Raw genomic sequence first — 26,895 nt, forward strand, 5'->3', positions numbered from 1 at the left:
CTCCGTTCCTCCGACCAGATCTCTCCAAGTCGATCGAAAATCCATTCCCGCCGCCCAGCCGAATCTCCGACCAGCACCCGCCGCCCACCGAATTCGCGCGCCCGGCATCCGCCAGCTGCCGAATTTCCCGCCCAGCACCCGCCACCCACCGAATTAGCACGCCCCGGCATCCGCCAGCTGCCGAATTTCCCGCCCAGCACCCGCCACCCACCGAATTCCCGCCCAGCACCCGCCGCCCAGCTACCTCTGGGGCCGAGAGCCCAATCTCCCGACTAGCCGACCACCGCGCGCAGACCGCGAGCGCTCAATACGGCCATCCCCAATTTCAGCCGCGACCGGCTCAAGCACTCAGTTTGACGGGCATGGAGCGGTAGGCGTGCAGATTGCGCAGGGGATGCGGTATCGGCGGACCGTCCAGAGACAGATCCGGGTACCGCTCGAAGAGGGCTCGCAGCGCGATGGAGCCCTCCAACCGGGCCAGCGTGGCGCCCAGGCAACCATGCAACCCGCTGCCGAACGCGAGATGATCCGCGGCGTTGGCCCTGGTCACATCGAATCGTTCGGGATCCGGGAAGACGGCGGGGTCGTAGTTTGCGCCCGCCAACGACAGCAGGACCAGGGATCCGGATTCGACGCGCTGATCGGCGATGTGAACCTCACAGTTCGTGACTCGGCCCGTCATCCGCACCGGTCCGTCGTAGCGCAGGATTTCCTCGACCGCGCGTGGCCACAGCTCCGGCCGCGCCGCCAGCAGTTCCAGCTGGTCACGATGGCTTGTCAGCAGGGCGATTCCGTTGCCGAGCATATTCACCGTCGTCAAGAATCCGGCGTCCAGCAGCAGCGCCGCATTGGCCATCTGCTCGCGGCGAGTCAGCTCACCACCCTTCACCAGCATGCTGAGCACATCTTCGCCCGGCTGGGTGGTGAGTCCATCGAGGTGTTGGTCGAAGTACCGCTGCACCTCGGCCAAGTCGTCGATGGCGTGGCGGTAGGTGCTCCAGCTCAGGCCGCGTTCGAGCAGCGGTGCACCGGAATCTCCCCACTTCAGCAGGGTCGAATGCATATGCGCGGGCAACCCGAGAATCTCGGCGATGATCGCGACCGGCAACTGTGCGGAAAAGTTGACGATCAGATCCGGTCGCGGCTCCGATTCCAGGCGTTCGAGCAGGTCATCGGTCACTTCGACAACCCGCTCCCGTAGTTTGGCGATCGCCTTCGGGGTGAACGCCTGCCCGACCAGGCGTCGGTACCGGGTGTGGTCGGGCGGATCGGTCACCAGCATCGAGGGTGGCTCCGCGAGGTTGGGAAGTCCAGGATCCGTTTTGGTCATCACCCAGCGGATGGGCTTCGGCAAGGCCGAATGGTTGGGCGTGACAACGCTGAAGCGACGGTCTCGCAGGATGAGTCGGCACAATTCGTAGTCCGCGGTCACGCGCAAACCCGACACCTTGGGCATCCGGCCTCGCTGGCGGATCTCCTCGATGTACTGCGACGAGCCGAGCAAACGATCCGGACCGACCGCGATCTGTCCGAGGGGATCGCCCCGACGCGCCGCCCACAGGAGGTAGAACCGTGGCACGCCATGCATCATCAGCCACCGGATCCATACGCGTATCCACATGTTGTCACCTCCGACTCCCCCTTTTCATATGATAGATAGCCGCTATGGACGGACTGGAGCTATCGGCTGCTGGAGCAACTTTCGGATCGGGTGAGAGGCACCATGGACAGGCGCGGTTTCGTCAAGGGCGCTGGCCTGGCGACGATGCTGGGTTTTGCGAGTGGAAGCACGCTTGCGGCGCGGGCCGATGACTACAGCCCGAGCCCGAGATCGTCGGTGTACCGCACGCTGGTGCCGGAGATCTTCGCGCCGCTGCCGGACCCGGCCGATCATGTGCCTGCGATCGTCATCGGATCGGGATTCGGGGCGTCGATCACCGCCCTGCGTCTGGCGCAGTCGGGGACCCAGGTCGCGGTGCTCGAGCGGGGGTCGCGCTGGCCCAGTGATCCGTGGCGCAACATCTTCGCCACCGACACGATTCCGGATGGCCGCGGCTTCTGGCACCGCGCCACCTTTACCGGCGTGAACAAGATCCCGGTGCAAATCGATCCGTTCGGCGGGGTCCTCGACGTTTCCAGTTATCCGGGTATCGACGTGTGGCACGGTGCATGCGTGGGCGGTGGTTCGGTGGTGTTCACCGGAGTGATGATCGAGCCGGAGCAGCGGTTCTTCGACAGCGTGTTCCAGGGTGTGGTCGACTACCGCGAGATGCACGACGTCTACTACCCCAGGGTCCGAAATACGTTGCGGCTGAGCTCGATACCGAACGATATCTACGACTCTTTCGCGTTCACCCACTCGCGGGCCTGGGACGAGCAGGTCCGCGCGGCCGGCTACACGCCGCAGCGCATCGACGGCAGTTGGAATTGGGACGTCATCCGCGACGAGCTGACCGGACGATCGATGCCGTCGGCGACGGTCGGCTGTTCGAACCTCGGCAATTCCAACGGCGCGAAGTTCGATCTGAGCCAGAACTACCTGCGCTATGCCGAGGACACCGGCTGCGCCCAGATCTATCCCGGCCATCGCGTGGACGCCGTCGCCAAGGAACCGGGAGCGTCGGGTCGCTATACCGTCACCGTGACCAAACTCGCACCTACCGGCGAGGTGCTCCGCATACGAACACTGACCTGCGACAAGCTGTTCCTCGCCGCGGGCTCCATCGGCACCTCCGAGCTGCTGGTATGCGCGCGGGAAACCGGAGCGCTGCCGAACCTGAACGAGCATATCGGCGAAGGCTGGGGCAGCAACGGCGACGTCGCCTTGGCGCGGCCTGCGAACTCGCTCGAGGTCGGTACGCAGGGCACGCCGTCCGCGAGCCGGATTCTGGACGAGGCGGGCGCACCCGTGTCGCTGGAGAACTGGTTCGTCCCCGGCACGACGCCCTTCGACATCGGTATCGTCGCGTCGCTGGGCATTGTGCTCGACGACACCCGCGGCCGTTTCGTCTACAACCCGACCGACGGGAGCGTCGAGCTGCAGTGGCCAGCAAACGGTGCCACCGACTACCTGGCGCGAGCGCGGGAAGTCAACAACAAGGCGACCTGCCAATGCCCGTCCATCGCCCAACCGGCCTTGGAGGCGGACGCCTCATTCACCTCACATCCGTTGGGCGGCGCGGTGATCGGACGCGCGACGGACCCGTACGGTCGGGTATGTGGTTATCGAGGCCTGTACGTGATGGACGGGGCGGCTTTACCCGGCAGCACCGGAACAGTGAACCCCTCGTTGACGATCTGTGCGCTGGCTGAGCGCAATATCGAAGAGATCATTCGTTCCGGGGAGTAGTTGGCGGACGTGCCGAGCACGACGCAGCCAACCGCGAGCGCCGCACTCCCCCGACAGCTCAACCGAGCGCACTACTACCAGCGCGGCCCGCGCTGAACCTCGTCCACCTTCGGCCGCACATCGGCCAGGTACACGCCGGTCGCGATAATCGACACCAGCGCAAGCAAACTCGTGACGCTCAGCGACAGCAGCAGGAACAACAGCGCCGCACCGAGGATCGCGATCCAGATCGGTTTGGTCAGCTTGTCGACCGCGGTGAAGACGTCGGGACGCTGGCGGATGGCGTGGATGAGCGCGAAAATCGTCGCGCCGAGCGCCAAGAGCCGCAGCCCGTACAAGATCCAGCTGGCCAATCCGTGCGCTGTGTCCACCAGCCCATCATAGAAGCAACGACCCCGCACACGTCGGGTGTGCGGGGCCGTCGGCGTGGAGAAGGTAAGGGCGTCAGGCCTTCTTGGGGGCCGCCTTCTTGGCCGGAGCCTTCTTGGCGGCGGGCGCCTTCTTGGCCGGAGCCTTCTTGGCGGCGGCGCCGTCGGTGGCGGGCGCGGTCTCGGTGATCACATCGATGACCTCGGCCTCGACGACCGGCTCGACCTCGGCCTCGTCTTCTTCCTTGACCGGACGGCCGATCAACTCGTTGACCTTGGCGAGGGCATCCTCGGCGCGGCTGGCCGCATCCTTGTACAGCGTCTCGACGCGCTCGATCTGATCCTCGACCAGGTGGTTGGCGCGGAGCCGCTCGACGGTCTCCTCGCCGCGCACAGCCAGATCCGCGTAGATGTCGAGCACCTGGGTGTAGTACTTCTCGGCGAGCGCCTTCAGCTCCTCCGGGGTGAACTTCTCGCGCAACTCGGCGAGGTCCTCCGGCAACTCCGAGGGCAGTCCGGACAGCCGCTCGCGCAGCGTCTCGAACTGGGCCCGGACATCGGCGGGTACGTTGGCGAACCGCTCGCGCGCCTCTTCGACGCGACCGCTGACATCGGCGGTGGCGGCGCGCTCACGCACCTGGCTGACGGCGTCGACAACCGCGGTGTACACGGCATCACCGGCACCGACGGTTGCGAACAGTGGCTTGATGGTTGCGTTTTCGGTCATTCTTCGCTCTCCTGGCGTGGCGGAGTTGGTGATGTGCTCGGAACGTCGCTGTCCCACTCGTTCCCCCCTGGCTCGCTTCCTCCGTTTTCCCGGCGAAACGATTCATAGATTTCCAGCAGCACCTGCTTCTGCCGCTCGCTGATCGACGTATCGGCAAGCAGGGCATCCCGGACCGGACTGTGCGGCCGTTGCTCGAGATAGCCAGCCCGTACGTACAACACCTCCGAAGAGACCCGCAGTGCCTTTGCGATCTGCGCGAGTACTTCAGCGGACGGATTACGCAATCCGCGCTCGATCTGGCTGAGGTACGGATTGCTCACTCCCGCCAGCGTGGCGAGCTGACGCAACGAGACTTGCGCGGCTTCTCGCTGTGCCCTGATGAAACCTCCGATGTCGTGTGCCGCGTTGGCCACACGCGCCGCCTTTTCGCCGACACCGCTGGATCTCTCCTGCGAATCGTCGGTGTACTCGGCGGAACCTTCGGGCTGGTCTGCCATCACTCACCTTCTGGCGGTTGTACGTATCCAATTCTAAGGCAGGGTGCTAGCTATTGCAAGCACACTGTTAGCACCGTTCCGGTAACAGCGCGCTCCACCCAGTTCGCCATGGTTACGCAGGCTGCTGCCTCCGGGCCTGAACTCACGCCGCGGCGGTCAGCCGCCGAACATCAAATGCGAAATCGTGTAGATCACCAGCCCTGCCAGCGATCCTACGACGGTGCCATTGATGCGAATGAATTGCAGATCACGCCCAACCTGCAATTCGATCTTCTTGCTAGCTTCCTCGGCATCCCACCTGGCAACCGTATCGGTGACCAGAGTGGTGATCTCCCCGGCATAGTTTTCCACCAGATACCGCGCGCCGCGGTCGATCCAATCGTCGACTTTGGCACGCATCTCGGCATCGTCGCGCAGCCGCTCCCCGAGCTGCTGCACATTCTCGGCGACCTTGCGCCGCAACGTGGAGTTCGGATCGTCGGCGGATTCCAGGATCAGCCGCTTGGCCGCGCGCCAGGTCGCCTCGGCCATGCCGGTGATCTCCTCGCGACCCATGATCTGCGCCTTGATCCGCTCGGCCTTTTTGATCATGGCGTCGTCGTGCTGCAGGTCGTAGGCGAATTCCTCGAGGAACCGATTCGCCGCGAGCCGCACCTCGTGTTCCGGATTCGACCGCACCTTCCAGGTGAACTCGACCAGTTCTCGATAGATCCTTTCTGAAAGCAGAATGTTTACGAATTTCGGAGCCCATTGCGGCGCGTCCCGCAAAACGATCCGGTCGATCGTTTCCTGCGAACCGAGCGCCCACTGGTGCGCACGCTCGGCAAGCATGTCGAGCAGCGGCAACTGCCGATTGTCGGCGAGCAGCTCAGCAAGCACCCGTCCGATCGGCGGACCCCACAGCGGTTCGGCGATCCGCTTGACGATGGTGTTGTCGATCACCTGCTCGACATCCTCGTCCCGCAGCACCCCGACCACCGCGCGCAGAATGGTCGAACTCTCCTGCGCCACCCGGCCCGCATGTCCGGGATCAGCCATCCAGCGCCCCACCCGCCAGGAGACCTGCGCCGAATTCACCTTCGCCGAGACCACATCCGGAGCAAGGAAATTCGAGCCGACGAAGGCGCCGAGACTGGCACCGAGCTGATCCTTCTTCTTCCTGATGATCGCGGTATGCGGGATCGGCAGGCCGAGCGGATGGCGAAACAGCGCGGTCACGGCGAACCAGTCGGCGAGTGCGCCGACCATGCCCGCCTCGGACGCGGCCCGCAGGTAACCGACCCAATCATCACCCGCCCCGCGCGATTCCAACCAGCGGCAGAACAGATAGATCGCCGTCGCGAACGCCAAAAACCCGGTGGCCAGGGCCTTCATCTTGAACAGATCGCGACGCTTGCCCGCCTCGTCGACGAAGGCCGCGAAACTGGTCGGTGCTGCGGACCTGGGCGTATCCAGCACCGCTGTACTGGATTGGCGGCGTTCGCGGGGCCCTTCGTGGTTACGCTCCGCTACCGCCTCCGGGCCCGTCGCTCGCGCCGCCGTGTTGCCGGGAGCTTTCTCCATGACATCCATTCTGCTGTGTGTCACCGACCGAGCTCCCGGCCGATCTCGAGCGACACGCAACCGACGCCGAATGGCCCGATTATGTGCAACCTGTCGCAACCCACACCCAAACGCGCATGTCGGTCGTTGCCTGGACCTAAGCTGGTGGTCCACGAACCCATACAAACGAGGGAGCTCACGCTGTCCACCGATGACCTTGTCGATGTCGGCGAGCTTGCCGAACGACCGGCGGCGGTGCGCACCGGCCGGACGGACGGTCGCAAGCGCCGATGGCGGCAGCACAAGATCGACCGCCGCGAAGAGCTGGTCGATGGCACCCTCGCGGCTATTCGCACGCGAGGCAGCAATGCGGGCATGGACGAGATCGCCGCGGAGATCGGCGTCTCGAAAACCGTGCTCTACCGGTACTTCTCGGATAAGAACGACCTGGTCCACGCGACCATGCAGCGGTTCATCGAGAGCACCCTGATGCCGCGGGTGTACGAGGCGATCAGCCTCGACGCGGACGAGTACCACCTGGTCCGTTCGGCCCTGGCCGCCTACGTCGGCACGGTCGACGAGGACCCGGAGGTCTACCGGTTCATCATGGGCAACGGCTCGACCGATCAGTCCTCGCTGGCCGAATTCGAGAAACTCTTCGCCGAGGTCGTCACCACGGTCATCATTGATCGCGGCGCCGAGCACGGCTTCGCGACCGAGGGCGCGCTGCTGTGGTCGTATGTGCTGGTCGGCGGCATCCAGTTGGCAACACACTGGTGGACCACGGATAAGGCGATGTCGCGCGAGGAAGTCATCGACTACCTGACCATGATGGCCTGGAGTGCCATCGAGGGCATGGCGCGCGCTGGCGGCTCCCGTGCGATCTTCAACGCACAGCCGCACATCCTGCCGGACCCGCCGCAGACCGGCGCCTGAGCGCTAGCTCGTGATCGCCAGCTGATCAATCGCCCGACTTCGCGCGCTAACAGGCCGCTAGCTGGGGCGCTAGCTGAAATAGTGACGGCGGTCTCGACACCGCCGCGAGGTTGGCTACTCTGAAGCCCAGCGGTACGCGGGTGTCCCACGTCACCGCGCTCTGCCTGATGGCGGTCTGCGCGGGTCGCTACGTGGTTACGCAAGCTACCGCCTGCGCGCCCGTCGCGCCGACCGCTGGCACCAATGGAGGTACCTCGATGGCGAAGCAAGTGCCGACTTCTCGGCTTGCTCGTGGCACCAAGCTGGGTGCGGTGGCAGCCAGTTCGGTAATCCGAACCCAGCGCACACGCCTATCCATGCGGGGCAGGTCGGAGGCCGTACGCGCGAAGATGGCCGAGGAGTCCATGATCCGCACCACCGAGCAGGTGGTCACGGTCCTCGGGACCATGAAGGGCGTGGCCATGAAGCTCGGCCAGATGATGTCGGTGCTCGATCTGGATCTGGTACCGGAGAGCCATCGGGAACGCTTCCAGAAACGACTCGCTGTGCTGCGCAACGCCGCGCCGACGGTCTCGTTCGAATCGATGCGACAGGTGATCGAGGAGGACTTCGGGCAGCGGCTGGACGCGGTATTCGCCGAATTCCAGCCCGAGCCCATTGCCGCGGCCTCGATCGGGCAGGTGTATCTGGGGCGGCTGCACGACGGACGTCAGGTCGCGGTGAAGGTGCAGTACCCGGGCATCGATGCGGCGGTGCGCGCCGATCTCAAGAATCTGGCCATGTTCCGGCGCGTACTGCAATCGGCGATGCCATGGGTGACGCCCGCCGTACTCGACGAGTTGCGGCTGAATATGGAGAGCGAACTCGACTATCACGCCGAGGCCGATACCCAACTCCAGATCGCCGAGCTCTACGCCGGACATCCGTTCATCATGGTGCCGCGGTCGCTGCCCGAACTCAGTACGACGCGCGTGCTGGTCAGTGAATATGTGGCGGGCAAGGGATTCGAGGAGATCCGGCAGCTGCCCGCGACCGAACGCAATCGAATGGGCGAGATCATCTACCGCTTCTATGTCGGTTCGCTGTTCAGCTTCAACGAATTCTGTGGCGACCCACATCCGGGAAATGTGTTGCTGGCCAACGACGGCCGGGTCGGCTTCCTCGACTTCGGCCTGTTCAATCGGATGGATCCCGGACATGTGCGGTTCGAGACGATCTGTCTGCGCGCGGCGGCCGAGGATCGGGCCGAAGACCTGCGGCAGTTGATGATCGAGCGTGGCGTGATCGATTCGCCGGACGAGATCGGCGCCGAGGAATGCCTGGAATATGTGCTCGCGGCCTCGGAATGGTGTCTGACCGACGAGGAGCTGACCATTACCCCGGAGCTGGCAAGCGGTGCGTTTCTGCTCGCTGTCGATCCGCGGGCCAGTGAATTCGCCGGGATGAAGCAACAGAATCTGCCGCCGGAGCACCTGTTCTCCCGGCGCGCCGACTTCCTCACCTTCGGCATGCTCGGCCAACTCGAATGCACCGCGAACTGGCACAAGATCGCCCGCGAATGGCTCTACGACGAGGAACCGGTCACCGATTTGGGTAAGGCGCATCGGGAGTGGTTGATCGAGCGCAAGCCGACGCCGACCAAGAAACCGCGGGCGCGGGCGAAGAAGCCGACCCCGCGCGGTTCCGGCACCAAATAATCCACCACAGCGGCTATCGAACGGAAGATCATGGCAGACAACCGAGAATTCGACCTAGTGCTCTTCGGCGCAACGGGTTTCGTCGGCAAGCTCACCGCGGAGTATCTACTCGGCGCGGCGCCTGCTGAGGCGCGCATCGCATTGGCGGGTCGCTCGCTCGACAAATTGACCACGGTCCGTGACGAACTCGGCCCGGCCGCCGCGAATTGGGGTCTGGTGGTCGCCGATTCGACCGACCAGGCCGCTCTGGACGAACTGGCCGCGCGAGCCGCGGTCGTGGTGACCACTGTGGGCCCGTACCTGCGCTACGGCCTGCCGCTGGTGGCCGCGTGCGCGAAGGCCGGGACCCACTATGCCGACCTCACCGGTGAACCGCTGTTCATCCGGGACGCGATCGACGGGTATCACGAGCAGGCGGTGGAGACCGGCGCAAAGATCGTGAATTCCTGTGGCTACGACTCGATTCCGTCGGATCTGAGCGTGTACCAGCTGTACAAGCGCACGGTCGCGGACAACACCGGCGAGCTCGAGGACACCACGCTGATCGCATCGCTGAAGGGCGGCGTGAGCGGGGGCACCATCGACTCCGGCCGGGCCATGATGGAGGCCATCGCGGCCGATCCGGCCAAGGGTTCGGTGATGAGCCACCCGTATTCGCTCAGCCCGGATAAGTCGATGGAACCCGATGTCGGCCGTCAAACCGACCAGGCGCTGCAGCGGGCAAGCAGCATCGATCCAAGCCTGGACGGATGGGTCGGCACCTTCGTCATGGCCGCGCACAACACCAAGATCGTGCGCCGCACCAATGGCCTGCTCGGCTGGGTCTACGGCAAGAACTTCCGCTACCGCGAGGTGATGAACGCGGGCAAGTCTGCCGCGGCACCGCTGGTGGCCGCCAGTATGGCAGGCGGCATCGTGGCGACGATGGCCGCCGGTGCGGTGCTGTCGCGAGTCTCGGTGGGCCGCAAGCTACTCGACCGGATCGTGCCCAAGCCCGGCACCGGACCGAGCGAACAGGCGCGCACCAGTGGCTGGTTCAGCATGAAGACCTACGCGCGCACGTCTTCGGGCGGGAAATACGTGGCGACCTTCTCCGGCACCGGCGATCCCGGCTACCAGGCCACCGCCGTCATGCTCGGACAGGCCGGACTGTGCCTGGCATTCGACGGTGCGAAGCAGCCCGAATTGGCAGGCATCCTCACCCCCGCATCCGCGATGGGCGACGCGCTCACCGAGCGGTTGCGCGCCACGGGCATGACCATCGAGGTCGAGCGCACCTAACTGCCTTCCGCGTCGCCCGACCAGCCGCCGCCTCACATACCCTCCGCGTACGTGGCAGACCGTCGGCAGATCTCGCACATCGACTCGCCGCGCGACACACCGCACCCGAACCGGGAGGTTATGCGAGAGCTCGAGATGCGGACACTTCGATCGCGTGATCGGAACTCCCCAACGACGAGGAGCACAAATGAGATCCGGACCAGTCGAGCGTCATAGACGGGTCACCGCACCGCTACCAGCCGACCCGAGGTCGGTGCGGTGAACCTCGCTCGACGCACCATGAACGCCCCCGCCCTCGCCGCGATCTACGAAAAGGCTTGGCGGCCTGCACTGTTCTATCTGGCGAGCGGCCGCAGCACCACCGCCGACCGCCGCGACGCCGTCACCACCCTGCGCCTCGACGGGTCGCAGAAGGTACTCGATATCGCCTGCGGCCCAGGCAACTTCACTCGCTACCTGAGCAATGCCCTCGACGGAGACGGCTACGCCATCGGTCTGGACTACTCCGCACCGATGCTCGCCCGCGCCGTCGCCGATAACGCGGGCCCGCGCGTCGGCTACCTCCGCGGTGACGCCCGCAACCTGCCCTTCGCCGAGGGCACCTTCGACGCCGTCTGCTGCTTCGGCGCGCTCTATTTGATCCCCGATCCGATTGCGGCAACCCGCGAAATGATCCGCGTCCTCGCCCCTGGCGGCCGCGTCGCCATCACGACCAGCCACCGTTGGGACCCGCCCTTCAGCCGCGCCAGCCAAATCGTCGCCGGCTGGGCCGGTCTACGCGTCTTCGACACCGACACCTTCCCCGAACTCTTTGCCGAACACGGCCTCACCGACATCGACCAACAGATCCACCGCTCCCTCCAATACCTGAGCGCCACCCGCCCCACCTGACCCCACACCTCCGCGCATCCCGCACACCTTCGCTACACCTCGCACACCGACTCACCGCACGACACGCTGCACCCCAAGCACCAAGGTGTGCGATATGCCCAGAACGTATGTGAGGGGGCACATTACGGCGGAGTGTTGGTTGGGGATGGGGATAAGGCGTTACGGGGCGGTGGGTGGGGGCGGTAAAGTGCCCGCAACGGTGGGTGGACCGAACGTGAGGGGGCGACCCAGATGGCGGTACCGGATACCGGTCAGCGGATGGCCAGACAGTTGTATGCCGCAGCCACCGGAACCAGCGGCGGCGCCCCCTTCGAATTGGCCGAGGATGTCGCCGAAAACCTTGCCGCCGCATGCGACAAGCTCGTCGAGGATCTACAAAAAGCCACGGCCACCGGACATCTCGTCACCGATGTATCGGGCTTCCCCAATCTGCCGACGGGCCACGGCCTGGCAAAAGGCTTCGGCGACAAGGGCACTCAATTCCTCGACACCGTCACCGCATTCCAGGAGACCGCCCTGCTGTACAAGGCCGCCTATCTGGCCGCGGGCAAACGTTTCGAGGATGCCGAGGCCGCGAACCGCGCCGCGCTACAGCTGATCACCGACTACCTGGAGTCGCCGCGCGGCGAACAGGCCGACGGAAACCACTGACCCATGGCCGATTCCGTCACCAGGGCAGCCGCCGACGCCATCCGGGTCCAGCAGCGCGCCGTCGCCGCCTCCGCCCGATCGGCCAGCGGCGGAACCGATCCCCCCTACGCTCCCGAGCGCGAACTGTTCGGCGCCTTTACGCACCAGGAGATCTGGGATCTGGTGCACGAGGTCATCGATCCCGCGGCTCTCGGCCGGGTCGCCGATGCCTGGCGCGCCAATGCCACCGCGGTCGCCGAGGCATTCCAGGCTTTCTCCGATGCCACAAATCGCGAATTCGCGCACTGGTCTGGTCGTTCCGCCGATGCCGCACTGCGCGCCACCCGCGAATTCGTCCGCGCCGGCACCGAGGCGCACGATATCTGCCGCGCGGTAGAGCGCCTGATGGAGCTCAATTCCGATGCGGCACAGGCCATCCGAGCGGCGATTCCGCCGCCGCCGCAGTATCGTGCTCTGGAAGATCCGGCCGCCGAGGCGATCCACGGCGGACAACGCAGGATGGACCACGACATGGCCGCTGCTACGGCGCAGGCCGATGTCCAGGACACGATGACCTATGTCTACACCCCGATCATGCCCACCTCCGGCGACCGTGTCCCCCGATTCACCCCGCCACCCGATGGACCACAGATCGCGCGGGCGGATCCCGGGGGCACACGGTGAAATGGGTATTCACCCCGGACGAATTCACGCATGTCTGGGAGAACGAAACGAGTCTGGACCGCCGCCCCTACCCGGTCAATCTGGCGCCCGCCGCCACCGTCCGCACCGAATCCGAGTACGCCGCACTGCGACTACCCCAGCGTTTCGCTCGCCAGGCCGATGCCGATCTGGCCGCCGCACTCATGCTGTGCGCGCGCACCGACGCCACCACCATCACCATCTCCGGTGAGTCGGGGGCCAAGCGGATCCTTGTTTTCGCAGCGGTGGTGCACAACCACGCGGGCATTCTGATCGCCGATATCGACAAGGTGACGGTGCGCATGTCCCACGCCCGCAACCTCGGCAAAAATCTGGTCGAGATCATCGGTCCAGCCGAGCCGGGCAAGCTAGCGCCCATGCGGGAGCCGCAGGACGCGGTATTGAATTGCGACGAAGGCGACAGCGCCACCAATGGCCATCGCCGTGCGGCCCGGTTCCGCCAGGCCCTGCGAAAACCGGTGGACGGTCGCGGCTTCATCACCGTGACCGTGGAACCGGAAAACCCGATGTCGCCGCCCACCCGGCACCGCAGCTGGCTCGATTTCACCGGCGACGGACGCTATCTGCTCAGCACCTCGCACGAGCTGACCCTGACCCCGGTCACCGACGAGGATTTCGCCGCTCAGCTGCTCCGCTTGGCCCAGGTCAGCTGACCGTCGCCAGGCACTGGCAGTCGCCACGTCGCAGCATCCGCGCACCCGAACGGAGCGAATCTTACGAGCGACCCGTTCGCGCCGAAGGCGCGGCCACGAATACAGCCATAAGATACATCGATGGCGAAGAAATGGTCTCTGCCGCCCAGTGAGGCCCTGCGGGCCGATGGCTTGCGCATCGCTGATCTCGACGCCTCCGGTACGCCCGGATTCAATGGTGACAAGAGGCAGGGCCAGAAGCTGCTCGCCGAACGCACCACCGTGCTGTCGGATCTGCAGGAGAAGCTCTATGCCAACGGCCGTTCCGGCGATACCCGCAGCGTGCTGCTGGTGCTGCAGGGGATGGATACCGCGGGCAAGGGCGGCATCGTCCGCCACGTGATCGGTTCGGTCGATCCGCAGGGCGTCGACCATGCCTCCTTCGGCGTCCCGACCGAGGAGGAGAAGAGCAACCACTTCCTCTGGCGCATCCGCAAGGCCCTGCCGCGTGCCGGCCAACTCGGCGTCTTCGACCGCTCGCACTATGAGGATGTGCTGGTCGTGCGGGTGCATAATCTGGTGCCGCCGCAGGTCTGGGAACCACGCTACGACGAGATCAACGTCTTCGAGCGGGAACTGGTCGACCAGGGCACCACGCTGGTGAAGGTCGCCATGTTCGTCTCGCTCGACGAACAGAAGAAGCGGCTGCGCGAACGGCTGAACCGACCGGATAAATATTGGAAGTTCAATCCCGCCGATATCGACGAACGCGGCTACTGGCCTGCCTATCAGGAGGCCTACCAGGTGGTGCTGGACCGCACCTCGACCGACTACGCCCCATGGCATGTGATTCCGTCCGATCACAAGTGGTTCACCCGCCTCGCGGTCACCGAACTGCTCATCGATGCGCTGGCGGGGCTGAAACTCGACTGGCCGCCGGCCCTATTCGATGTCGAGGATCAGCAGCGCAGGCTCACCCGGGCCTGACCAAGGTTCCTCTCAGGTTGACCACGGATGATGTGGCCGTGCCCGTCCACGCCCCGGGGGTGTTCCGGATCTACCATCGTGGCGGCAGGAAACCGGCAGGCAAGCGAAAGGCGTGGTGAACGCACGGTGAGCAAAAAACCGGGTGGTAAAACGAATCCGCTCGCGGCGGCGGAGCGCGCCGACCGCAACCGCAAGATCCTCATCCAGGTGGGCGTGGCCGTTGTGCTGGTCGGGCTCATCGCGGCGATCGGCATCGGTATCGCGGTGAAGAACGCCGACAAGAACGATCTCGGTGCCACCCCGTCCATCGCCGCCACCGCGAGCCAGCTGCCCAATGGGGCCGCCGCGACCATCACCGATAACGGTGCGGTCCGCATCGGCAAGCCGGACGCGAAGGTGACCGTCCGTGTCGTCGCCGACCTGCAGTGCCCGGCCTGCAAGGCCTTCGAAGCCGCCAACGCGCAGGTCATCAAGGATGCCGTCGACAAGGGCACGGCCATCGTCGAATACAACATCATTTCGTTCCTGGACAAGGCCTCCACTACGAAGTACTCCTCGCGCGCGGCCAATGCGGCCTACTGCGTCGCCGAGGCGGATCCGTCGAAGTACCTCGGCTGGTTGTCCACCATGTACGAGCAGCAGCCCGCCGAGGGCAGCGCGGGGCTGAGCGATGACCAGCTGATCACCATCGCGAAGGGCCTCGGCCTTCCCGATTCGGTCGGGCAGTGCATCATGGACGACAGCTACAACAAGTACATCGGGGCCAAGACCAAGGACATGCTGACCAGCGGAATCAAATCCACCCCGACGGTCTTCGTCAATGGCAAACAGCTCCAGTCCAGCCAGGAACTGATGGTTCCCGGCGGCCTCGCACCCGCGATCGCCGCCGCCGCGGGCCAGTGAACACCGCGACATCCAGGTCCGCCTGGGTGCTGCTGATCGGCGGGCTGGCCGGCTGGCTCGCCTCGGTCACGTTGACCATCGAGCGGTTCAAGCTGTTCACCGATCCGAGCTACCGGCCCTCGTGCAGCATCAACCCGATCCTGTCCTGCGGCAGCGTAATGACCACCGAACAGGCCGCCAGATTCGGATTTCCCAATCCGATCATCGGCATCGTCGGCTTCTCGGTGGTCGTCACCCTCGCGGTGCTCGCCGTCGCCAATGTGCGCTTCCCGCGCTGGATCTGGGGCGGGCTGTGGGTGGGCACCGTGCTCGGCACGATCTTCATCTGCTGGCTGATCTTCCAGAGCCTGTACCGGATCGGCGCGCTGTGCCCGTACTGCATGGTGGTGTGGGCGATCATCACGCCGCTGCTCGCGGTGGCCACCGAACAGCTATGGGCTGGTGCGCAGGGGCCGATGCGGATCGTCGTCGAGTGGCGCTGGACCTTCGTCGCGGTGTTCTACGCCGTGGTGCTGCTGCTGATCTTCCTGAAGTTCCAGGATTACTGGCTGTCGCTGGTCTAGTTCGGTGTGCCCAGCGCGAGCACCACGGTGATCTTGCGCTGCACTCCGCCGACACCGAGGACACCCAACTGCACGGTGTCAGCGGGTTTGTGCACATTGATCGCGGCCCGCAACGCCGTCGCGGTTGTGATGTCACGGTCGTCGATCGAGGTGATCACATCGCCATCGATGAGCCCGGCGGCGCGAGCCGGCAACCCGTACAGTGCGACATCGATCCGTGCCCCACTCGGTTTCGCGTCGGAGATCAGTACACCGAGCGTCGCGGTCGGCCCGATGTGCACGGTTTCGGTGGGCGTGCCGGAACGAATCTGGCCCACCACCCGCATCGCGGTGTCGATCGGCACCGCATAGCCGTTAGGGGTGCGCCCGACCTCGCGTGAGGTCTCGCCGGAGGCGGCGGTGATCACCCCGACCACCGTGCCATCGGGATCGGCGAGCGCACCGCCGGACTGTCCGGCGGTGACCGGTGCCGCGATCTCCACCATCCCGGTCAGCGCTTTGCGGGTCAGATCGGAGGAATTCAGCGCGACGATCGAGCTGTTCAGATCGGTGACATTGCCCTGGATCGAGGTCGGCGTGCCACCCGCACCGCCCGCATTGCCGATGGCGAGCACGTCCTCGTGCACGCGCAGCTCGGCGGAGCGGCCGATGCGCGCGATTGTCAGATCGGTGGCGCCGCTGAGCTCCAGCAGCGCGATATCGGCACCGCCGTCGTAGCCGAGCACCTTCGCGTCGTAGACGGCGCCGTTGCCGACATCGGTGACCGTCACGGTTTCGGCGCCCTTGACCACATGATGGCTGGTCAGCACCTGTCCGTCGGCGGTGAGCACGATCCCGGATCCGGCCGCACCGAGTCCGAACGGCCGCGAGGACGTGCTGATATTCACCAGCGCCGGTTCCACGGCCTGGGCGACCGCCACCGGATCCAGCGGCGGCAGCGGCTCGAGTAGGGCGGGCGGGGAGTTGTCCGCACCAGAGGTCGACGACCAGTCGGGCAGTTCACCGCGGAAGCCGAAGAACGCGGCCACGGCGAGCAGGAAGGCCGCGATCAGCGCCAACGCGCGCCCGCCACCTTCTCGCTGCCGCTCGGGCGCGCGGTGCCGCTCGTCGTCCATGCCGCTCTCCCGCCTCCGGCTGGGCCCTTGACCAATTCCATTGTGGCCGGAGATCAATATTCGGCGGCGCGTTTGGCAAACCTCCGCTGCGGCGGTAGGCATGTACGCATGAGCGAACGCAGTGAGCGAATTATGACGCGGCGCCCACCGCGCATGCCGAAGCCGAGCACCAGTGAGGCGCGGGCATGAGCGTTGCTGCTGCGTATGCGATGTCCACGCCCGATGGGCATTTCGAGAAGCTCACGATCGAGCGGCGCGAGCTCGGACGACGCGATGTGCTGATAGATGTCGAATACGCGGGCATCTGCCATTCCGATATCCACACCGCCCGCGATGAATGGGGCGGCGCCAAATACCCGTGCGTCCCCGGACACGAGATCGCGGGCATTGTCGCCGCGGTCGGTCCGGAGGTGACCAAGCATCGGGTCGGCGATCGCGTCGGCGTCGGCTGCATGGTCGATTCCTGCGGCGTTTGCGGTCCCTGTCTGGCCAATGAGGAGCAGTACTGCGAAAACGGCGCCACCATGACCTACAACACCCAGGTGGACGCATCCATCCAGCCGGGTGGGTACACAATGGGCGGCTATTCGAGCCAGGTCGTGGTGACCGAGAACTTCGTACTGTCGATTCCGGAGGGCATCGGACTCGATGTCGCGGCGCCGCTGCTTTGCGCGGGTATCACGGTGTTCTCCCCGCTGCGGCACTGGAATGCGGGGCCGGGTAAGCGGGTCGCGATCATCGGCATGGGTGGACTCGGACACGTCGGGGTGAAGATCGCCGCGGCGATGGGGGCCGAGGTCACCGTGCTGAGTCATTCGCTCAGCAAGCAGGACGACGGCAAACGCTTCGGCGCGCACCACTACTACGCGACCGGCGATAAGCAAACCTTCCGCGATCTGCGCAACCACTTCGATCTGATCCTCAATACCGTCTCGGCCGATCTGCCGATCGACAGCTACCTGCGCCTGCTGAGGCTGGACGGCACCCTGGTGATCCTCGGTATGCCCGAGAAGCCGTTGAGCGTCAAGCCTTTCACCATCGCCGGATACCGGCGGGCGCTGGCAGGGTCGATGATCGGTGGTATCGCGCAGACCCAGGAGATGCTGGACTTCTGCGTCAACCACGGAATCGGTGCGGAGATCGAGCTGATCTCGGCCGATGAGATCGATGGCGCATACGACCGGGTCGTCGCCAGCGATGTGCGGTACCGGTTCGTGATCGACGCCTCGACGATCTAGTCCGTGTCGTTACGCCGATTCGTCGCCGGTTCGCTAGCTTGGCGATGTGTCTGCGGATGAAGAGCAATCCCCACCCGCCGAAACGGCGGTGGTCATCGCCGATGTGACCGCAGGGCCGCCGCCGTGGCTGTTGCGAGCATTCCTGCTCGCGGCGGCGACGGTGGCCGGGCTGGTGTGCGGCTTCTGGATTCTGCAGAAATTGCAGGGTTTCCTACTGGTGCTGCTGGTTTCGCTGTTCCTTGCCTTTGCCATCGAGCCAGCGGTGAATTGGCTTGCCGCGCGCGGGGTTCGGCGCGGGTTGGCGACCGGGGTGGTGTTCCTGGTGTTGGCCGTCGGCACCGTCGCATTCGTGTGGACGCTCGGCGCGCTACTGGTCGACCAGGTCACCACCCTTGTCAAGAACGCGCCCGAAAACGCGGATCAGGCCGTCGACTGGGCCAATCGCAACTTCAAGACGAATCTGTCCGGCAATGATCTGCGGAAGTATCTTGGTGAGTGGAGTTCCACCATCGACCGCTATCTAGTCGGGCTGGCCGGTAATGCCTGGGGTGTCGGCACCGCCGCGGTCGGGGCCATCTTCCAGTCCCTCGGCGTGCTGTTGTTCACCTACTACTTCGCCGCCGACGGACCGCGCTTCCGCAATGCGGTCTGCTCGTTGCTGCCGCCGCGCCACCAGCGACATGTGTTGCGCGCCTGGGATATCGCCGTCGACAAGACCGGCGGCTATATCTATTCGCGCGGGCTGCTCGCGCTGTGCTCGACGATCGCGCACTATGCCGCGCTGCGCATCCTCGATGTGCCTTCCGCATTCGCGCTAGCGCTGTGGGTCGGCGTTGTCTCCCAGTTCATTCCGACCGTCGGCACCTATCTCGCCGGTGCGCTGCCGGTACTCGTCGCACTGGTGCACGGTCCGTCCACCGCGCTGTGGATTCTGGGCTTCATCGTGGTGTACCAGCAGTTCGAAAACTATGTGCTGCAACCGAGAATTACCGCGACCACGCTGGATATGCATCCGGCCGTGGCATTCGGCGCGGTCATTGCGGGTGCGGCGATACTCGGGCCGACCGGTGCGCTGCTGGCGATTCCGGTCACCGCGACGGTGCAGGCGTTCGCGGGCGCCTATATCCGCCGTTATGAGGTCGAAACGGACAGCGATACCGAAAAGACCGAGCAGCCGCCGAAGAAACAACGGAAATGGATGCGCCAGTTGACTATTCGCCTCAGCGGAAGCGGTCGGTCACTGGAGTGATCATTCGGCGCGAATGCCCTGCAGTGCGTCGATCAGCGCCAAGCTGACCTTGCCCATTTGGGCGCGGCTGTGCTGGGCGGTGTCGTACTCGACCTGGATGGTCAGGCGCCCGCCGATGGTGAAGGCGGTGAGCTTCGGCGGCATGCCGGGGCCCATGGCGTAGACGTCGTCGCGAATGTGGCGGATACCGGCTGGCGTCGAATGTGCGGGCAGACGACCGATATTGGAGATGGCGACGGTCGGCGGGGCCGCGAAGATCGCGGCAATTGCCGCGTCCTGGACGCGCTGTGAGGCGAGCAAAAATATTGGGGCTTCGCGCTGCTCCAATGCGGTCGCCATGCCCGCGGCCACCTCGTGTGCGATATCGATCGGGCTCGCATTCTCGGCGACGAGCGCGAAGGTGCCAACACCGGACGCACAATTCAGCATCGCGTGCGCGGGCAGCGGTGGATTCAGCTCGGATCGCACGTCCACCGCGTGGCCACAGAATACCGGGAGCTTTCCCCGCATAGGTTCGAGCTGGGAACGGAATGCGACGAGTGCGGCGCCGCTGAGCAGGCTGTTGATCGAAAGCCCGCGCGCGCGAGCGGCGTCGATCAGGATCTGGGTTTCCTTGGTATCCAGTTCGATTCGCTGCACCGCGAATCGGCCCAGCGGATCGTCGCCGATCCCGTCACCGTCGATCGGCAAGGTGCGCGGAGCCGATTCCGGACCCATCATCGAGGCCGCCGCGAGGACCCCGTCGAGCGCCCCGGCTACCTCCGCATCCGAAACCACCTCGGCAAGTTGGATATCGATGCCCTCGGGCAACCCCTGATCGGCATCCGCCTGTGGCAGCGCGGTTCCCGTCGCATGCGCGGTGTAGCGCTGCCACATCTGCGCGAGTAGCGCGAAAGCCGACCTGCCATCGGCGATTCCGTGATGGATGACCAGGACGATCTGATCGCGCTCACCGTCGCGGAGTAGATGGGCGCGGAACAGGCCGTCGCGCCAATCCCGTGGTCCGTTCACCAGATTCAGGTACTCGGCTTCACCGCCCTCGGCTATCTCGAGGCGGGGCCGGTAGGCGTCGTCCCGGCGGAAATACAAGGTTCCGTCGGCATCGGCCACCGGCTTGCTGCGCAGCAGTGGGTGGTCGGCCGTCAGTTCGTCGAGCACTCGGCGCAGGATCTCGACATCCAGCAGGCCGTGCACGGTGGAACCGATGAACAGCGGCATACCGCCGGTCGGCACGCTGCCGAGTCGGGTTTCGGAGCCGAAGTAGGTGAGTTCGAACGGAGAAAGCGGTCGCTGTGCGGTCATTGGTCGTCTCGTACTTCTGTGTGGTGGAGCAGGCTACGCCCTCAACATACAGTTGTTTCAAACGCTTGTCACAAACAATCGTTTGAAACGTGTGTCATAAACAGATGTATGCCACGCTGATGAGGTGGGAACCCGAGAAGATCTGCTCGCCGCGGCCAAGCAGTGCCTGGCCGAACGCGGATACGCGCGCACCACCGTGCGGGATATCGTGGCCGCCTCCGGCACCAACCTGGCCGCCATCAACTACCACTTCGGCACCCGCGACAAGCTGCTCAATCAGGCGATGATGGAATCGAGCGCGGATGCGGTTCAGCGGATTCTCGATTCACTCCCCGCCCGCGACACCGCGGATCCGGTCGCGCGACTGCAGGACTTCTTACAGCAGCTGATCACCTCGTTCACCGAGGATCACGCCCTTTGGACCGCCAATGGCGAAAGTCTGGCCCAGGCACTGCACTCCCCCGAACTGCGCGCCGAACTGGGTGCCGCCCAGGAACGGGCGCGCACCGAACTATCCGACTTCTTCGGTGGGCAGAACCCGCAAGTAGGCGCCGTCCTGCAAACCATGATCGGCGGGCTGCTGATCCAACACCTGGTCGACCCGGAAAACGCCCCCACCGCTGCCGATATCACCGCAGGTCTGCGCACTCTCGGCGCACTGCTCCCAGCTGAGAGCGGTACTTGACCGCCGCACCGTTGTCTATGCGTGCTTCCGGGTGCTCCCGCTGGGCACGAAACGTCGCTCGCTCACCCCTCTGTGCGCCGTAGCCCGCTCACGCGTTGATCCGCTCGGCCACATCCACGCTCTGCGCGCCCGAAATGGCGGCCGCTGCCAATGCGTCGTGCCGCTGGCTTCGCGAACAGGTAGCGAACTTACTGCGCGAATATCGCATCGCCTCGGCGACGAGTGACCGATGCTGGACCGATGGCGATTCTGCTCGCGCTGGTATCGATGTGCTCGACCTTGGTCGGCGGGCTGGTTGCGGTGCGGATCGGCGACCGCAAACATCTGGTGCTGGGACTGGCGGCGGGTGTCATGTTGGGTGTGGTGTTCTTCGACCTGCTACCGGAGGCTTTGGAGCAATCAGGGGAGATCGTGCTCGGTGTCCCGGCGGCGCTCATCGCCACCGTCGTTGGTTTTGTCACCATCCACATCATCGAGCGCGCGGTCGCCATCCACACCGGCCATGAAGGCGAATTCGGTTCACACAAGCACGGTTTCGAATCCGTCGGTCTGCTCGCCGCGGCGGGGCTGATCTTCCACAGCACCCTCGACGGTCTCGGTATCGGTTTGGGCTTCCAAGCCGGAGCCACCGTCGGTATCGCGGTCGCCATCGCCGTCATCTGTCACGACTTCGCCGATGGCTTCAACACTTTCACCATCACCACGCTGTACGGCAGCGCCCACCGACGCGCGCTGATCCTGCTCACGTTGGACGCCATCGCCCCGGTAGTCGGTGCGGTGATCGGCACCGTCATCCGGGTTCCGGCCGCAACCGTGGGCCTCTACCTCGGCTACTTCGCCGGTTTCCTGCTCTACCTCGCCACCGCTGACATCCTCCCCGAGGCCCACGCCGAACACCCGTCCCGACTGACCCTGGCCTGCACCGTCACCGGCGCGATATTCATGCTCGTCGTCGCCACGCTCAGTCACTGACCAGCAGTGGTCAGCGCTCGTCGAGTTGCGGCAGCACTTCCTGGGCCACCCAGGCCACGGCCTCGGCGAATGCGGGACCGGGCACCGGCAGCCAGATCGAGCAGGCGTGCAGTCCGGCTTCGTGGAGGGCACCGAGTTCGTCGACGATGCTTGCGGCCGTCGGCTGCCCGCCACCGAGCAACCGTCCTGGATCGCGGCCGATGGCGGTGAATCCGGGTGGGACCACGAAGGCGACAGAAGTCAGTCGCAGCGGCTGCCGCTCGATGGCGGATGCTTCGGCGAGCTCGGTGAGCCGGTTGTGGATTCGCCGCAGCTCGGCCGGATCGGCGACCGGACCGTGCCATGCGCTGCCGAAGCGCACGGCTCTGCGCAGTGCGGCATCGCTGCTTCCGCCGACCCAAACTGGTGGTCCACCGGCCGTGCGCGGCGCGATACCGAGCCGTGGCTCGGCCTCACCTCGCCACAACGCGGCCAGCACTTCCAGATGCTCGCCTGTGAGCTTGCCGCGTTCCTTGAATGGCACTCCCACGGCATCGAATTCCGCACGGTCCCAACCGGTTCCGACGCCGAGCGCAAACCGCCCGCGCGACAGTCGGTCGAGTGTCGCGGTCTGATGGGCCAGCACGACCGGGTTGTACAGCGGCAGGATCAGCACGCTGGTCGCGATGCCGATGCGCGAGGTCGCGCCGGCGATGGCCGACAGCATGATCAGCGGCTCATGCGTGACACCCAGCTCACCAGCCAGCACATGGCTGCCTGCGACAATATGATCGAAGCCCAATTGCTCTGCGGTACGAGCGGTTTCGACGACATCGTCGAGGTCGTCGGCGTTCTCGGGCCATAACCCATGCGGTGCGATACCGAGCCGAAGGCCCTTGCTCTCACCGACTGTTTCTCTCAAAGGCATGGCGTTGGCTCCCGATCCGTGTCTTGACAGCGGCACGCCGGGCACCCTGTCGATTCACCGCGCGCCCTGTACACCGGTGCCCGGTTGGTAGACGAGCTGCCCGGCCCATCAGATCAACACCGACAGTCGCCCGCCGATTCCGGCGCAGACTCGGCTGGGTCAGCGAGCGATAGCGCGCAGCACGGCATCGACCGACTGGTCGGCGAGGGTTTCGTTCAGCGGTAGATGGCCGAAGAGGGCGCGGTAGTAGATCGGGGCGGCGACCGCGTCGAGGACGAAATCGAGGTCGACACCCGGATCGATATCACCACGGTGGATGGCCGACTCCAGGGCGATCGCGGTACTTCGTCTGCGTGGTTCGAATACCGTTGCAAGGAAATGCGCGCGTAGTTCCGGGTCGTTGGCGAGATCCGCCACCAGGGCGGGAAGGACGTGGTTCAGCGAGGTATCGCGTAGTGCGGCAACCAGATTGCGCATTGCGATGGTCAGATCGGCGCGCAGGTCGCCGGTGTTCGGAGTTGGTCGCAGTCCCAGTAGGTCGGCGACGACATCGACAACGAGGTGACGTTTCGAGGGCCAGCGGCGGTAGATCGCCGGGCGGTGCAGTCCGGCTCTGGCCGCGACCTGGCCGATGGACAGTTCGGCATAGCCGTTCTCGTCCAACAGCTCTCGAGTCGCGGCGAGCACCGCGGTATCTATGCGGTCTTCGCGGGCGCGTCCTGGCATCAGAACACTGGACGCGGCATCAGGACGACTCGCCAACCGTCCGGATCCGGAAAGGTCAAGCCGCCGTTGGCCGCCCAGTACGGATTCTCGGCGGGGACCGGCTGCACGCCGAATTCACCGAGGCGCTGTGCGACGTCGTACATCTGGGTTTCGGTCGAAAAGTAGAGCACCAGCAGGTTTTCCGCGCTCGGCGCATCGCCGGGACTGCCGTCCACGTGGGTGGTGAATTCCAGGTGATATCCGGTGCCCGGCAATCCGAGCATCACACCGTCGTAGCCCGCGTGATTTTCGAATCGGTAGAGCTCGCGCAGTCCCAACCCCTCGACGTAGAACCGCACGACCTCTACCAATCGATCGGTGGGCCTGGCAATTCGAACCTGGGCCACCGGCAACGACTCGGGCCATGTCTGCTCAGCCATATCTAAACGATACAGTACGCACTGTACCGATTTGATATGGCATTCATCACCGAGCCGCAAAAGACCGCCGCCACGTCCGAGACATGGCGGCGGCCTTCGTCTTCGGTATTACTCCGTCGGCGCGGCCCGCCGGCGAACGCGGCGAGCGGCCGCGACCATATTGCGCAGCGAGGGCTCGAGCTGCCAGTAGTGCCGGGTCTTCAGACCGCCGTCCGGATTCGCCCACAGGCGTTCCGGACTGATGGCTTCGGCCGCGGCCGTAAGCAATTCGTCGAGCTCATCGATATCCGGGATCCGCGCCGAACGGCTCTCGTAGACACCGGGACCGACGCCGTGACTCAGGCCGTGACCCGATACGGAATCTTCCTTGAGCGCCTTGAGCACCCATTCGATCGAGCGGGTCGCGACGATCGCGGTGACATCGGCGTCGAGTTCCTCGATCGCGTCGACCACCTCGGTGCGACCGGAATAACCGATATGCGTATGAATCTGGGTCTCCGGCTTGACGCCGGAGGTGGCCAGGCGGAACGCCGCGACCGCCCACCGCAGATATTCGGCGCGCCCGTGCGGTCGCATGGGTAGCAGCTCGCGAATGGCGGGCTCGTCGACCTGGATGATCGAAATCCCGGCCCGTTCCAGATCCACGACCTCATCGCGAATGGCAAGCGCGACCTGATCGGCGGTCTCGTACAGCGGCTGATCCTGGCGCACGAACGAACGCGCGATCATAGTGACCGGACCGGTCACCATGCCCTTGACCGGCTTATCGGTCAACGACTGGGCATAGCTGATCCACTCGACCGACATCGGCGCGGGCCGCGACACGTCACCGTAGATGATCGGCGGTCGCACACAACGGGATCCGTACACCTGCACCCAGCCGAAGTGGGTGGTCGCGAAGCCGTCGAGCAGCTCGGCGAAGTACTGGATCATGTCGTTGCGCTCATGCTCACCGTGCACGAGCACATCCAGGCCGATGTCCTCCTGCAGGCGGATCGTGGCCTCGATCTCGGCCTCGATCTTCTTGCGGTATTCGTCGTAGGACAGTTTGCCCTCGCCCAGGTCGTAGCGCGCCTGACGAATCTTGTTCGTCTGCGGGAAGGAACCCAGTGTGGTCGCGGGCACCGGCGGCAGATTCAGCTTGCGCTGCTGAGCTTCGCGGCGCACCTCGTACGGTTCGCGCGAGCGCATGCCGGGCGTGATCGCGTAAACCCGTTGCCGCACCGCGTGTTTCTGCTTGAAATGCACCTCGGTCGGCCGCTTGCGCCACTTGTCCGACGGTCCCTCGGTGAGCGCCTTGGCGAGCGAAACCACCTCGCCCACCTTCTGTCGCGCGAAGGCGAGGCGGTCGGCGACATTGCCCTCGATTTCGTATTCGGCGAGCACGTCATAGGGCACATGCAGCAGTGTCGTGCCGGTGGACACCACCAGATCGGGGCACACCTTGGCCAGCTCGTTGAGGTATTCCAGCGTCACATAACGATCCGCGCGCCAGACATTGTGACCGCTGATCACGCCCGCGTACAGGCGCTTACGCCGAATGCCGGGAATCTCGGCGAGCTCTTCCGGCTGGATCCGATAACTGGCCAGATCCAGTCCGATGGCCTCGACATTGGTCTCGGCCAGGATGCGCAGCGCCTCACCGAAATCACCGTATTGCCCGGTGACGAGCATGCGCGGACGCAGGGCAGAGGTCGAAAGTCGTTGGTAGGCACGCTCGAACGCGGCGAGTTCCGCAGGCGTGCGCTCACTGGTGAAGCACGGCTCGTCCAACTGCACACAGGTGGACCCGCGCTTGGCGAGGATCTCGAACAGCTCCTCGTACACCGGAAGCAGCTTGTCCAACAGGCTCAGCGTGTCGAAACCGCCTGCCTCACCGGGGATATGGCCCGCCTTGGACAGCAGCAGCAGCGACACCGGGCCGACCACCACCGGACGCAACTCGATATCACCGGCCTTGGCGCGATCCCATTCGTCGAGCAAAGCCTCTGGGTGCAGCGAGAATTCGGTGTTCTCGTCGAGCTCGGGCTGGCGGTAGTGGTAATTCGTACCGAAGAACCGCACCAGCTCCAGCGGCGGCAGATCCGGCCGACCGCGCGCCATCAGGAAGTAGAAGTCCAGCGGATGCAACTCGTCCTGGTAGGGCTTGAACCGCGCGGGCACCGCACCGAACAGCAGCGCATTGTCGAGAATGTGGTCGTAGAAGGAGAAGGTGTTGCCCGGCACCTGGGTCAGCCCGGTGGCGGCCAACCCGTTGTACTGCCGCTCCTGGATATCGCGCCCGACCGCGAGCAGTTCGTCGCGCGAAACCCCACCACGCCAATAGCCCTCGAGGGCCCGCTTGAGTTCCCGGTGCGGCCCGATCCTCGGGTAGCCGAGAATGCTGGATCCGTAACCGTCCTGAACGTTGACCATGAGCGGGGCACTCCCTTGCTGTGTTGATTGGCCGCGCCTGCGGCGCGGCGTGTTCGCGGCCCCCTGGTGTCTCGCGTCCGAGCCGACGAGACTCGCGCCTACGGCGCATGCGCTTCGACGACTCGGACGCGAGACGGGCCG

The 26,895-nt window shown here is 65.1% G+C and carries 26 protein-coding genes; 15 read left to right on the plus strand and 11 right to left on the minus strand.

The features are described 5' to 3' along the window. Window positions 1-340 precede the first annotated feature (340 nt). Window positions 341-1,621: a cytochrome P450 gene (locus AB0J47_RS35090; protein ID WP_364356322.1), complete on the minus strand. Its 1,281-nt coding sequence runs from the start codon at window positions 1,619-1,621 to the stop codon at window positions 341-343. Window positions 1,622-1,723: 102 nt separating this feature from the next. Between AB0J47_RS35090 and AB0J47_RS35095 the strand changes: the two genes are divergently transcribed. Further along, complete coding sequence (locus AB0J47_RS35095) at window positions 1,724-3,349, plus strand: GMC oxidoreductase (RefSeq protein WP_364356325.1); 1,626 nt, start codon at window positions 1,724-1,726, stop codon at window positions 3,347-3,349. Between the two features lie 74 nt (window positions 3,350-3,423). Here the strand turns inward: AB0J47_RS35095 and AB0J47_RS35100 are convergent, their stop codons facing one another. The 4 genes from AB0J47_RS35100 to AB0J47_RS35115 all read right to left on the minus strand — a co-directional run bounded on the left by AB0J47_RS35100 (window position 3,424) and on the right by AB0J47_RS35115 (window position 6,315). Next, window positions 3,424-3,720 (minus strand): DUF2516 family protein, encoded by a 297-nt coding sequence (locus AB0J47_RS35100; protein ID WP_364356328.1) that lies wholly within the window; start codon window positions 3,718-3,720, stop codon window positions 3,424-3,426. A 73-nt stretch (window positions 3,721-3,793) separates the two neighbouring features. Next, window positions 3,794-4,444 carry a heparin-binding hemagglutinin gene (locus AB0J47_RS35105; protein ID WP_364356331.1) on the minus strand — a complete coding sequence of 217 codons (651 nt, stop codon included), beginning with the start codon at window positions 4,442-4,444 and terminating at the stop codon, window positions 3,794-3,796. Then, the gene (locus AB0J47_RS35110; RefSeq protein ID WP_364356334.1) at window positions 4,441-4,941 is read right to left on the minus strand and encodes a helix-turn-helix transcriptional regulator; all 501 of its coding nucleotides are present in this window, start codon (window positions 4,939-4,941) and stop codon (window positions 4,441-4,443) included. Before AB0J47_RS35110 ends, AB0J47_RS35105 begins: the two co-directional genes overlap by 4 nt. Before the next feature lie 156 nt (window positions 4,942-5,097). Then, complete coding sequence (locus AB0J47_RS35115; RefSeq protein WP_364356416.1) at window positions 5,098-6,315, minus strand: DUF445 family protein; 1,218 nt, start codon at window positions 6,313-6,315, stop codon at window positions 5,098-5,100. A 423-nt stretch (window positions 6,316-6,738) separates the two neighbouring features. Between AB0J47_RS35115 and AB0J47_RS35120 the strand changes: the two genes are divergently transcribed. The 10 genes from AB0J47_RS35120 (at window position 6,739) to AB0J47_RS35165 (ending at window position 15,726) form a co-directional block, all read left to right on the plus strand. Continuing rightward, the gene (locus AB0J47_RS35120) at window positions 6,739-7,419 is read left to right on the plus strand and encodes a TetR/AcrR family transcriptional regulator (RefSeq protein ID WP_364356419.1); all 681 of its coding nucleotides are present in this window, start codon (window positions 6,739-6,741) and stop codon (window positions 7,417-7,419) included. A 257-nt stretch (window positions 7,420-7,676) separates the two neighbouring features. Then, window positions 7,677-9,116, plus strand: coding sequence for an AarF/ABC1/UbiB kinase family protein (locus AB0J47_RS35125; RefSeq protein ID WP_364356337.1), 1,440 nt, complete (start codon window positions 7,677-7,679; stop codon window positions 9,114-9,116). A 27-nt stretch (window positions 9,117-9,143) separates the two neighbouring features. Further along, window positions 9,144-10,397: a saccharopine dehydrogenase NADP-binding domain-containing protein gene (locus tag AB0J47_RS35130; RefSeq protein ID WP_364356422.1), complete on the plus strand. Its 1,254-nt coding sequence runs from the start codon at window positions 9,144-9,146 to the stop codon at window positions 10,395-10,397. 258 nt (window positions 10,398-10,655) lie between these two features. Then, window positions 10,656-11,288: a class I SAM-dependent methyltransferase gene (locus AB0J47_RS35135; protein WP_364356340.1), complete on the plus strand. Its 633-nt coding sequence runs from the start codon at window positions 10,656-10,658 to the stop codon at window positions 11,286-11,288. A gap of 231 nt (window positions 11,289-11,519) precedes the next feature. Further along, the gene (locus AB0J47_RS35140) at window positions 11,520-11,939 is read left to right on the plus strand and encodes a hypothetical protein (protein WP_364356343.1); all 420 of its coding nucleotides are present in this window, start codon (window positions 11,520-11,522) and stop codon (window positions 11,937-11,939) included. A 3-nt stretch (window positions 11,940-11,942) separates the two neighbouring features. Continuing rightward, window positions 11,943-12,602, plus strand: a complete 660-nt coding sequence (locus AB0J47_RS35145) for a hypothetical protein (protein WP_364356346.1) — start codon at window positions 11,943-11,945, stop codon at window positions 12,600-12,602. Further along, window positions 12,599-13,294, plus strand: coding sequence for an ESX secretion-associated protein EspG (locus AB0J47_RS35150; RefSeq protein WP_364356349.1), 696 nt, complete (start codon window positions 12,599-12,601; stop codon window positions 13,292-13,294). Before AB0J47_RS35145 ends, AB0J47_RS35150 begins: the two co-directional genes overlap by 4 nt. A 120-nt stretch (window positions 13,295-13,414) precedes the next feature. Next, window positions 13,415-14,260, plus strand: coding sequence for a polyphosphate kinase 2 family protein (locus AB0J47_RS35155; protein WP_364356352.1), 846 nt, complete (start codon window positions 13,415-13,417; stop codon window positions 14,258-14,260). Between the two features lie 126 nt (window positions 14,261-14,386). Then, the gene (locus AB0J47_RS35160; RefSeq protein WP_364356355.1) at window positions 14,387-15,163 is read left to right on the plus strand and encodes a thioredoxin domain-containing protein; all 777 of its coding nucleotides are present in this window, start codon (window positions 14,387-14,389) and stop codon (window positions 15,161-15,163) included. Further along, window positions 15,160-15,726: a vitamin K epoxide reductase family protein gene (locus AB0J47_RS35165; protein WP_364356358.1), complete on the plus strand. Its 567-nt coding sequence runs from the start codon at window positions 15,160-15,162 to the stop codon at window positions 15,724-15,726. The genes AB0J47_RS35160 and AB0J47_RS35165 overlap by 4 nt, the downstream gene beginning before the upstream one ends. Here the strand turns inward: AB0J47_RS35165 and AB0J47_RS35170 are convergent. Then, window positions 15,723-16,841, minus strand: coding sequence for a trypsin-like peptidase domain-containing protein (locus AB0J47_RS35170; RefSeq protein ID WP_364356361.1), 1,119 nt, complete (start codon window positions 16,839-16,841; stop codon window positions 15,723-15,725). The two genes, AB0J47_RS35165 and AB0J47_RS35170, sit on opposite strands and share 4 nt — an antisense overlap. A gap of 185 nt (window positions 16,842-17,026) precedes the next feature. On the opposite strand from AB0J47_RS35170, the gene AB0J47_RS35175 reads away from it, so the two are divergent. Together AB0J47_RS35175 and AB0J47_RS35180 are read left to right on the plus strand one after the other, a co-directional pair. Beyond that, window positions 17,027-18,079: an NAD(P)-dependent alcohol dehydrogenase gene (locus AB0J47_RS35175; RefSeq protein ID WP_364356364.1), complete on the plus strand. Its 1,053-nt coding sequence runs from the start codon at window positions 17,027-17,029 to the stop codon at window positions 18,077-18,079. Window positions 18,080-18,125: 46 nt separating this feature from the next. Then, entirely contained in the window at window positions 18,126-19,328 is a 1,203-nt protein-coding gene (locus AB0J47_RS35180; protein ID WP_364356367.1) for an AI-2E family transporter, read from the plus strand. Here AB0J47_RS35180 and AB0J47_RS35185 read toward each other — a convergent pair whose 3' ends face one another. Beyond that, window positions 19,329-20,630: a hypothetical protein gene (locus AB0J47_RS35185; protein WP_364356370.1), complete on the minus strand. Its 1,302-nt coding sequence runs from the start codon at window positions 20,628-20,630 to the stop codon at window positions 19,329-19,331. Between the two features lie 124 nt (window positions 20,631-20,754). On the opposite strand from AB0J47_RS35185, the gene AB0J47_RS35190 reads away from it, so the two are divergent. Together AB0J47_RS35190 and AB0J47_RS35195 are read left to right on the plus strand one after the other, a co-directional pair. Further along, complete coding sequence (locus AB0J47_RS35190; protein ID WP_364356373.1) at window positions 20,755-21,315, plus strand: TetR/AcrR family transcriptional regulator; 561 nt, start codon at window positions 20,755-20,757, stop codon at window positions 21,313-21,315. Between the two features lie 240 nt (window positions 21,316-21,555). Then, window positions 21,556-22,287: a ZIP family metal transporter gene (locus AB0J47_RS35195; RefSeq protein ID WP_364356376.1), complete on the plus strand. Its 732-nt coding sequence runs from the start codon at window positions 21,556-21,558 to the stop codon at window positions 22,285-22,287. A gap of 10 nt (window positions 22,288-22,297) precedes the next feature. On the opposite strand, the gene AB0J47_RS35200 is transcribed toward AB0J47_RS35195, so the two are convergent. The 4 genes from AB0J47_RS35200 to metE form a co-directional block, all read right to left on the minus strand. Continuing rightward, complete coding sequence (locus AB0J47_RS35200) at window positions 22,298-23,194, minus strand: LLM class flavin-dependent oxidoreductase (RefSeq protein WP_364356379.1); 897 nt, start codon at window positions 23,192-23,194, stop codon at window positions 22,298-22,300. 159 nt (window positions 23,195-23,353) lie between these two features. Beyond that, window positions 23,354-23,920 (minus strand): TetR/AcrR family transcriptional regulator, encoded by a 567-nt coding sequence (locus AB0J47_RS35205; protein WP_364356382.1) that lies wholly within the window; start codon window positions 23,918-23,920, stop codon window positions 23,354-23,356. Then, complete coding sequence (locus AB0J47_RS35210; protein ID WP_364356385.1) at window positions 23,920-24,339, minus strand: VOC family protein; 420 nt, start codon at window positions 24,337-24,339, stop codon at window positions 23,920-23,922. The genes AB0J47_RS35205 and AB0J47_RS35210 overlap by 1 nt, the downstream gene beginning before the upstream one ends. A 108-nt stretch (window positions 24,340-24,447) precedes the next feature. Continuing rightward, the gene (metE, locus tag AB0J47_RS35215) at window positions 24,448-26,754 is read right to left on the minus strand and encodes a 5-methyltetrahydropteroyltriglutamate--homocysteine S-methyltransferase (protein WP_364356388.1); all 2,307 of its coding nucleotides are present in this window, start codon (window positions 26,752-26,754) and stop codon (window positions 24,448-24,450) included. Window positions 26,755-26,895 lie beyond the last annotated feature (141 nt).

Source organism: Nocardia sp. NPDC049737, from assembly GCF_040674755.1.
In the GTDB taxonomy this organism is placed as follows: domain Bacteria; phylum Actinomycetota; class Actinomycetes; order Mycobacteriales; family Mycobacteriaceae; genus Nocardia.

Bases quoted from the DNA above. Each gene is read 5' to 3' on its own strand.
- AB0J47_RS35090 (WP_364356322.1), bottom strand. From the start codon at position 1,621: ATGTGGATACGCGTATGGATCCGGTGGCTGATGATGCATGGCGTGCCA.
- AB0J47_RS35095 (WP_364356325.1), top strand. From the start codon at position 1,724: ATGGACAGGCGCGGTTTCGTCAAGGGCGCTGGCCTGGCGACGATGCTG.
- AB0J47_RS35105 (WP_364356331.1), bottom strand. From the start codon at position 4,444: ATGACCGAAAACGCAACCATCAAGCCACTGTTCGCAACCGTCGGTGCC.
- AB0J47_RS35110 (WP_364356334.1), bottom strand. From the start codon at position 4,941: ATGGCAGACCAGCCCGAAGGTTCCGCCGAGTACACCGACGATTCGCAG.
- AB0J47_RS35115 (WP_364356416.1), bottom strand. From the start codon at position 6,315: ATGAAGGCCCTGGCCACCGGGTTTTTGGCGTTCGCGACGGCGATCTAT.
- AB0J47_RS35125 (WP_364356337.1), top strand. From the start codon at position 7,677: ATGGCGAAGCAAGTGCCGACTTCTCGGCTTGCTCGTGGCACCAAGCTG.
- AB0J47_RS35140 (WP_364356343.1), top strand. From the start codon at position 11,520: ATGGCGGTACCGGATACCGGTCAGCGGATGGCCAGACAGTTGTATGCC.
- AB0J47_RS35145 (WP_364356346.1), top strand. From the start codon at position 11,943: ATGGCCGATTCCGTCACCAGGGCAGCCGCCGACGCCATCCGGGTCCAG.
- AB0J47_RS35155 (WP_364356352.1), top strand. From the start codon at position 13,415: ATGGCGAAGAAATGGTCTCTGCCGCCCAGTGAGGCCCTGCGGGCCGAT.
- AB0J47_RS35170 (WP_364356361.1), bottom strand. From the start codon at position 16,841: ATGGACGACGAGCGGCACCGCGCGCCCGAGCGGCAGCGAGAAGGTGGC.
- AB0J47_RS35175 (WP_364356364.1), top strand. From the start codon at position 17,027: ATGAGCGTTGCTGCTGCGTATGCGATGTCCACGCCCGATGGGCATTTC.
- AB0J47_RS35185 (WP_364356370.1), bottom strand. From the start codon at position 20,630: ATGACCGCACAGCGACCGCTTTCTCCGTTCGAACTCACCTACTTCGGC.
- AB0J47_RS35195 (WP_364356376.1), top strand. From the start codon at position 21,556: ATGGCGATTCTGCTCGCGCTGGTATCGATGTGCTCGACCTTGGTCGGC.
- AB0J47_RS35200 (WP_364356379.1), bottom strand. From the start codon at position 23,194: ATGCCTTTGAGAGAAACAGTCGGTGAGAGCAAGGGCCTTCGGCTCGGT.
- AB0J47_RS35205 (WP_364356382.1), bottom strand. From the start codon at position 23,920: ATGCCAGGACGCGCCCGCGAAGACCGCATAGATACCGCGGTGCTCGCC.
- AB0J47_RS35210 (WP_364356385.1), bottom strand. From the start codon at position 24,339: ATGGCTGAGCAGACATGGCCCGAGTCGTTGCCGGTGGCCCAGGTTCGA.
- metE (WP_364356388.1), bottom strand. From the start codon at position 26,754: ATGGTCAACGTTCAGGACGGTTACGGATCCAGCATTCTCGGCTACCCG.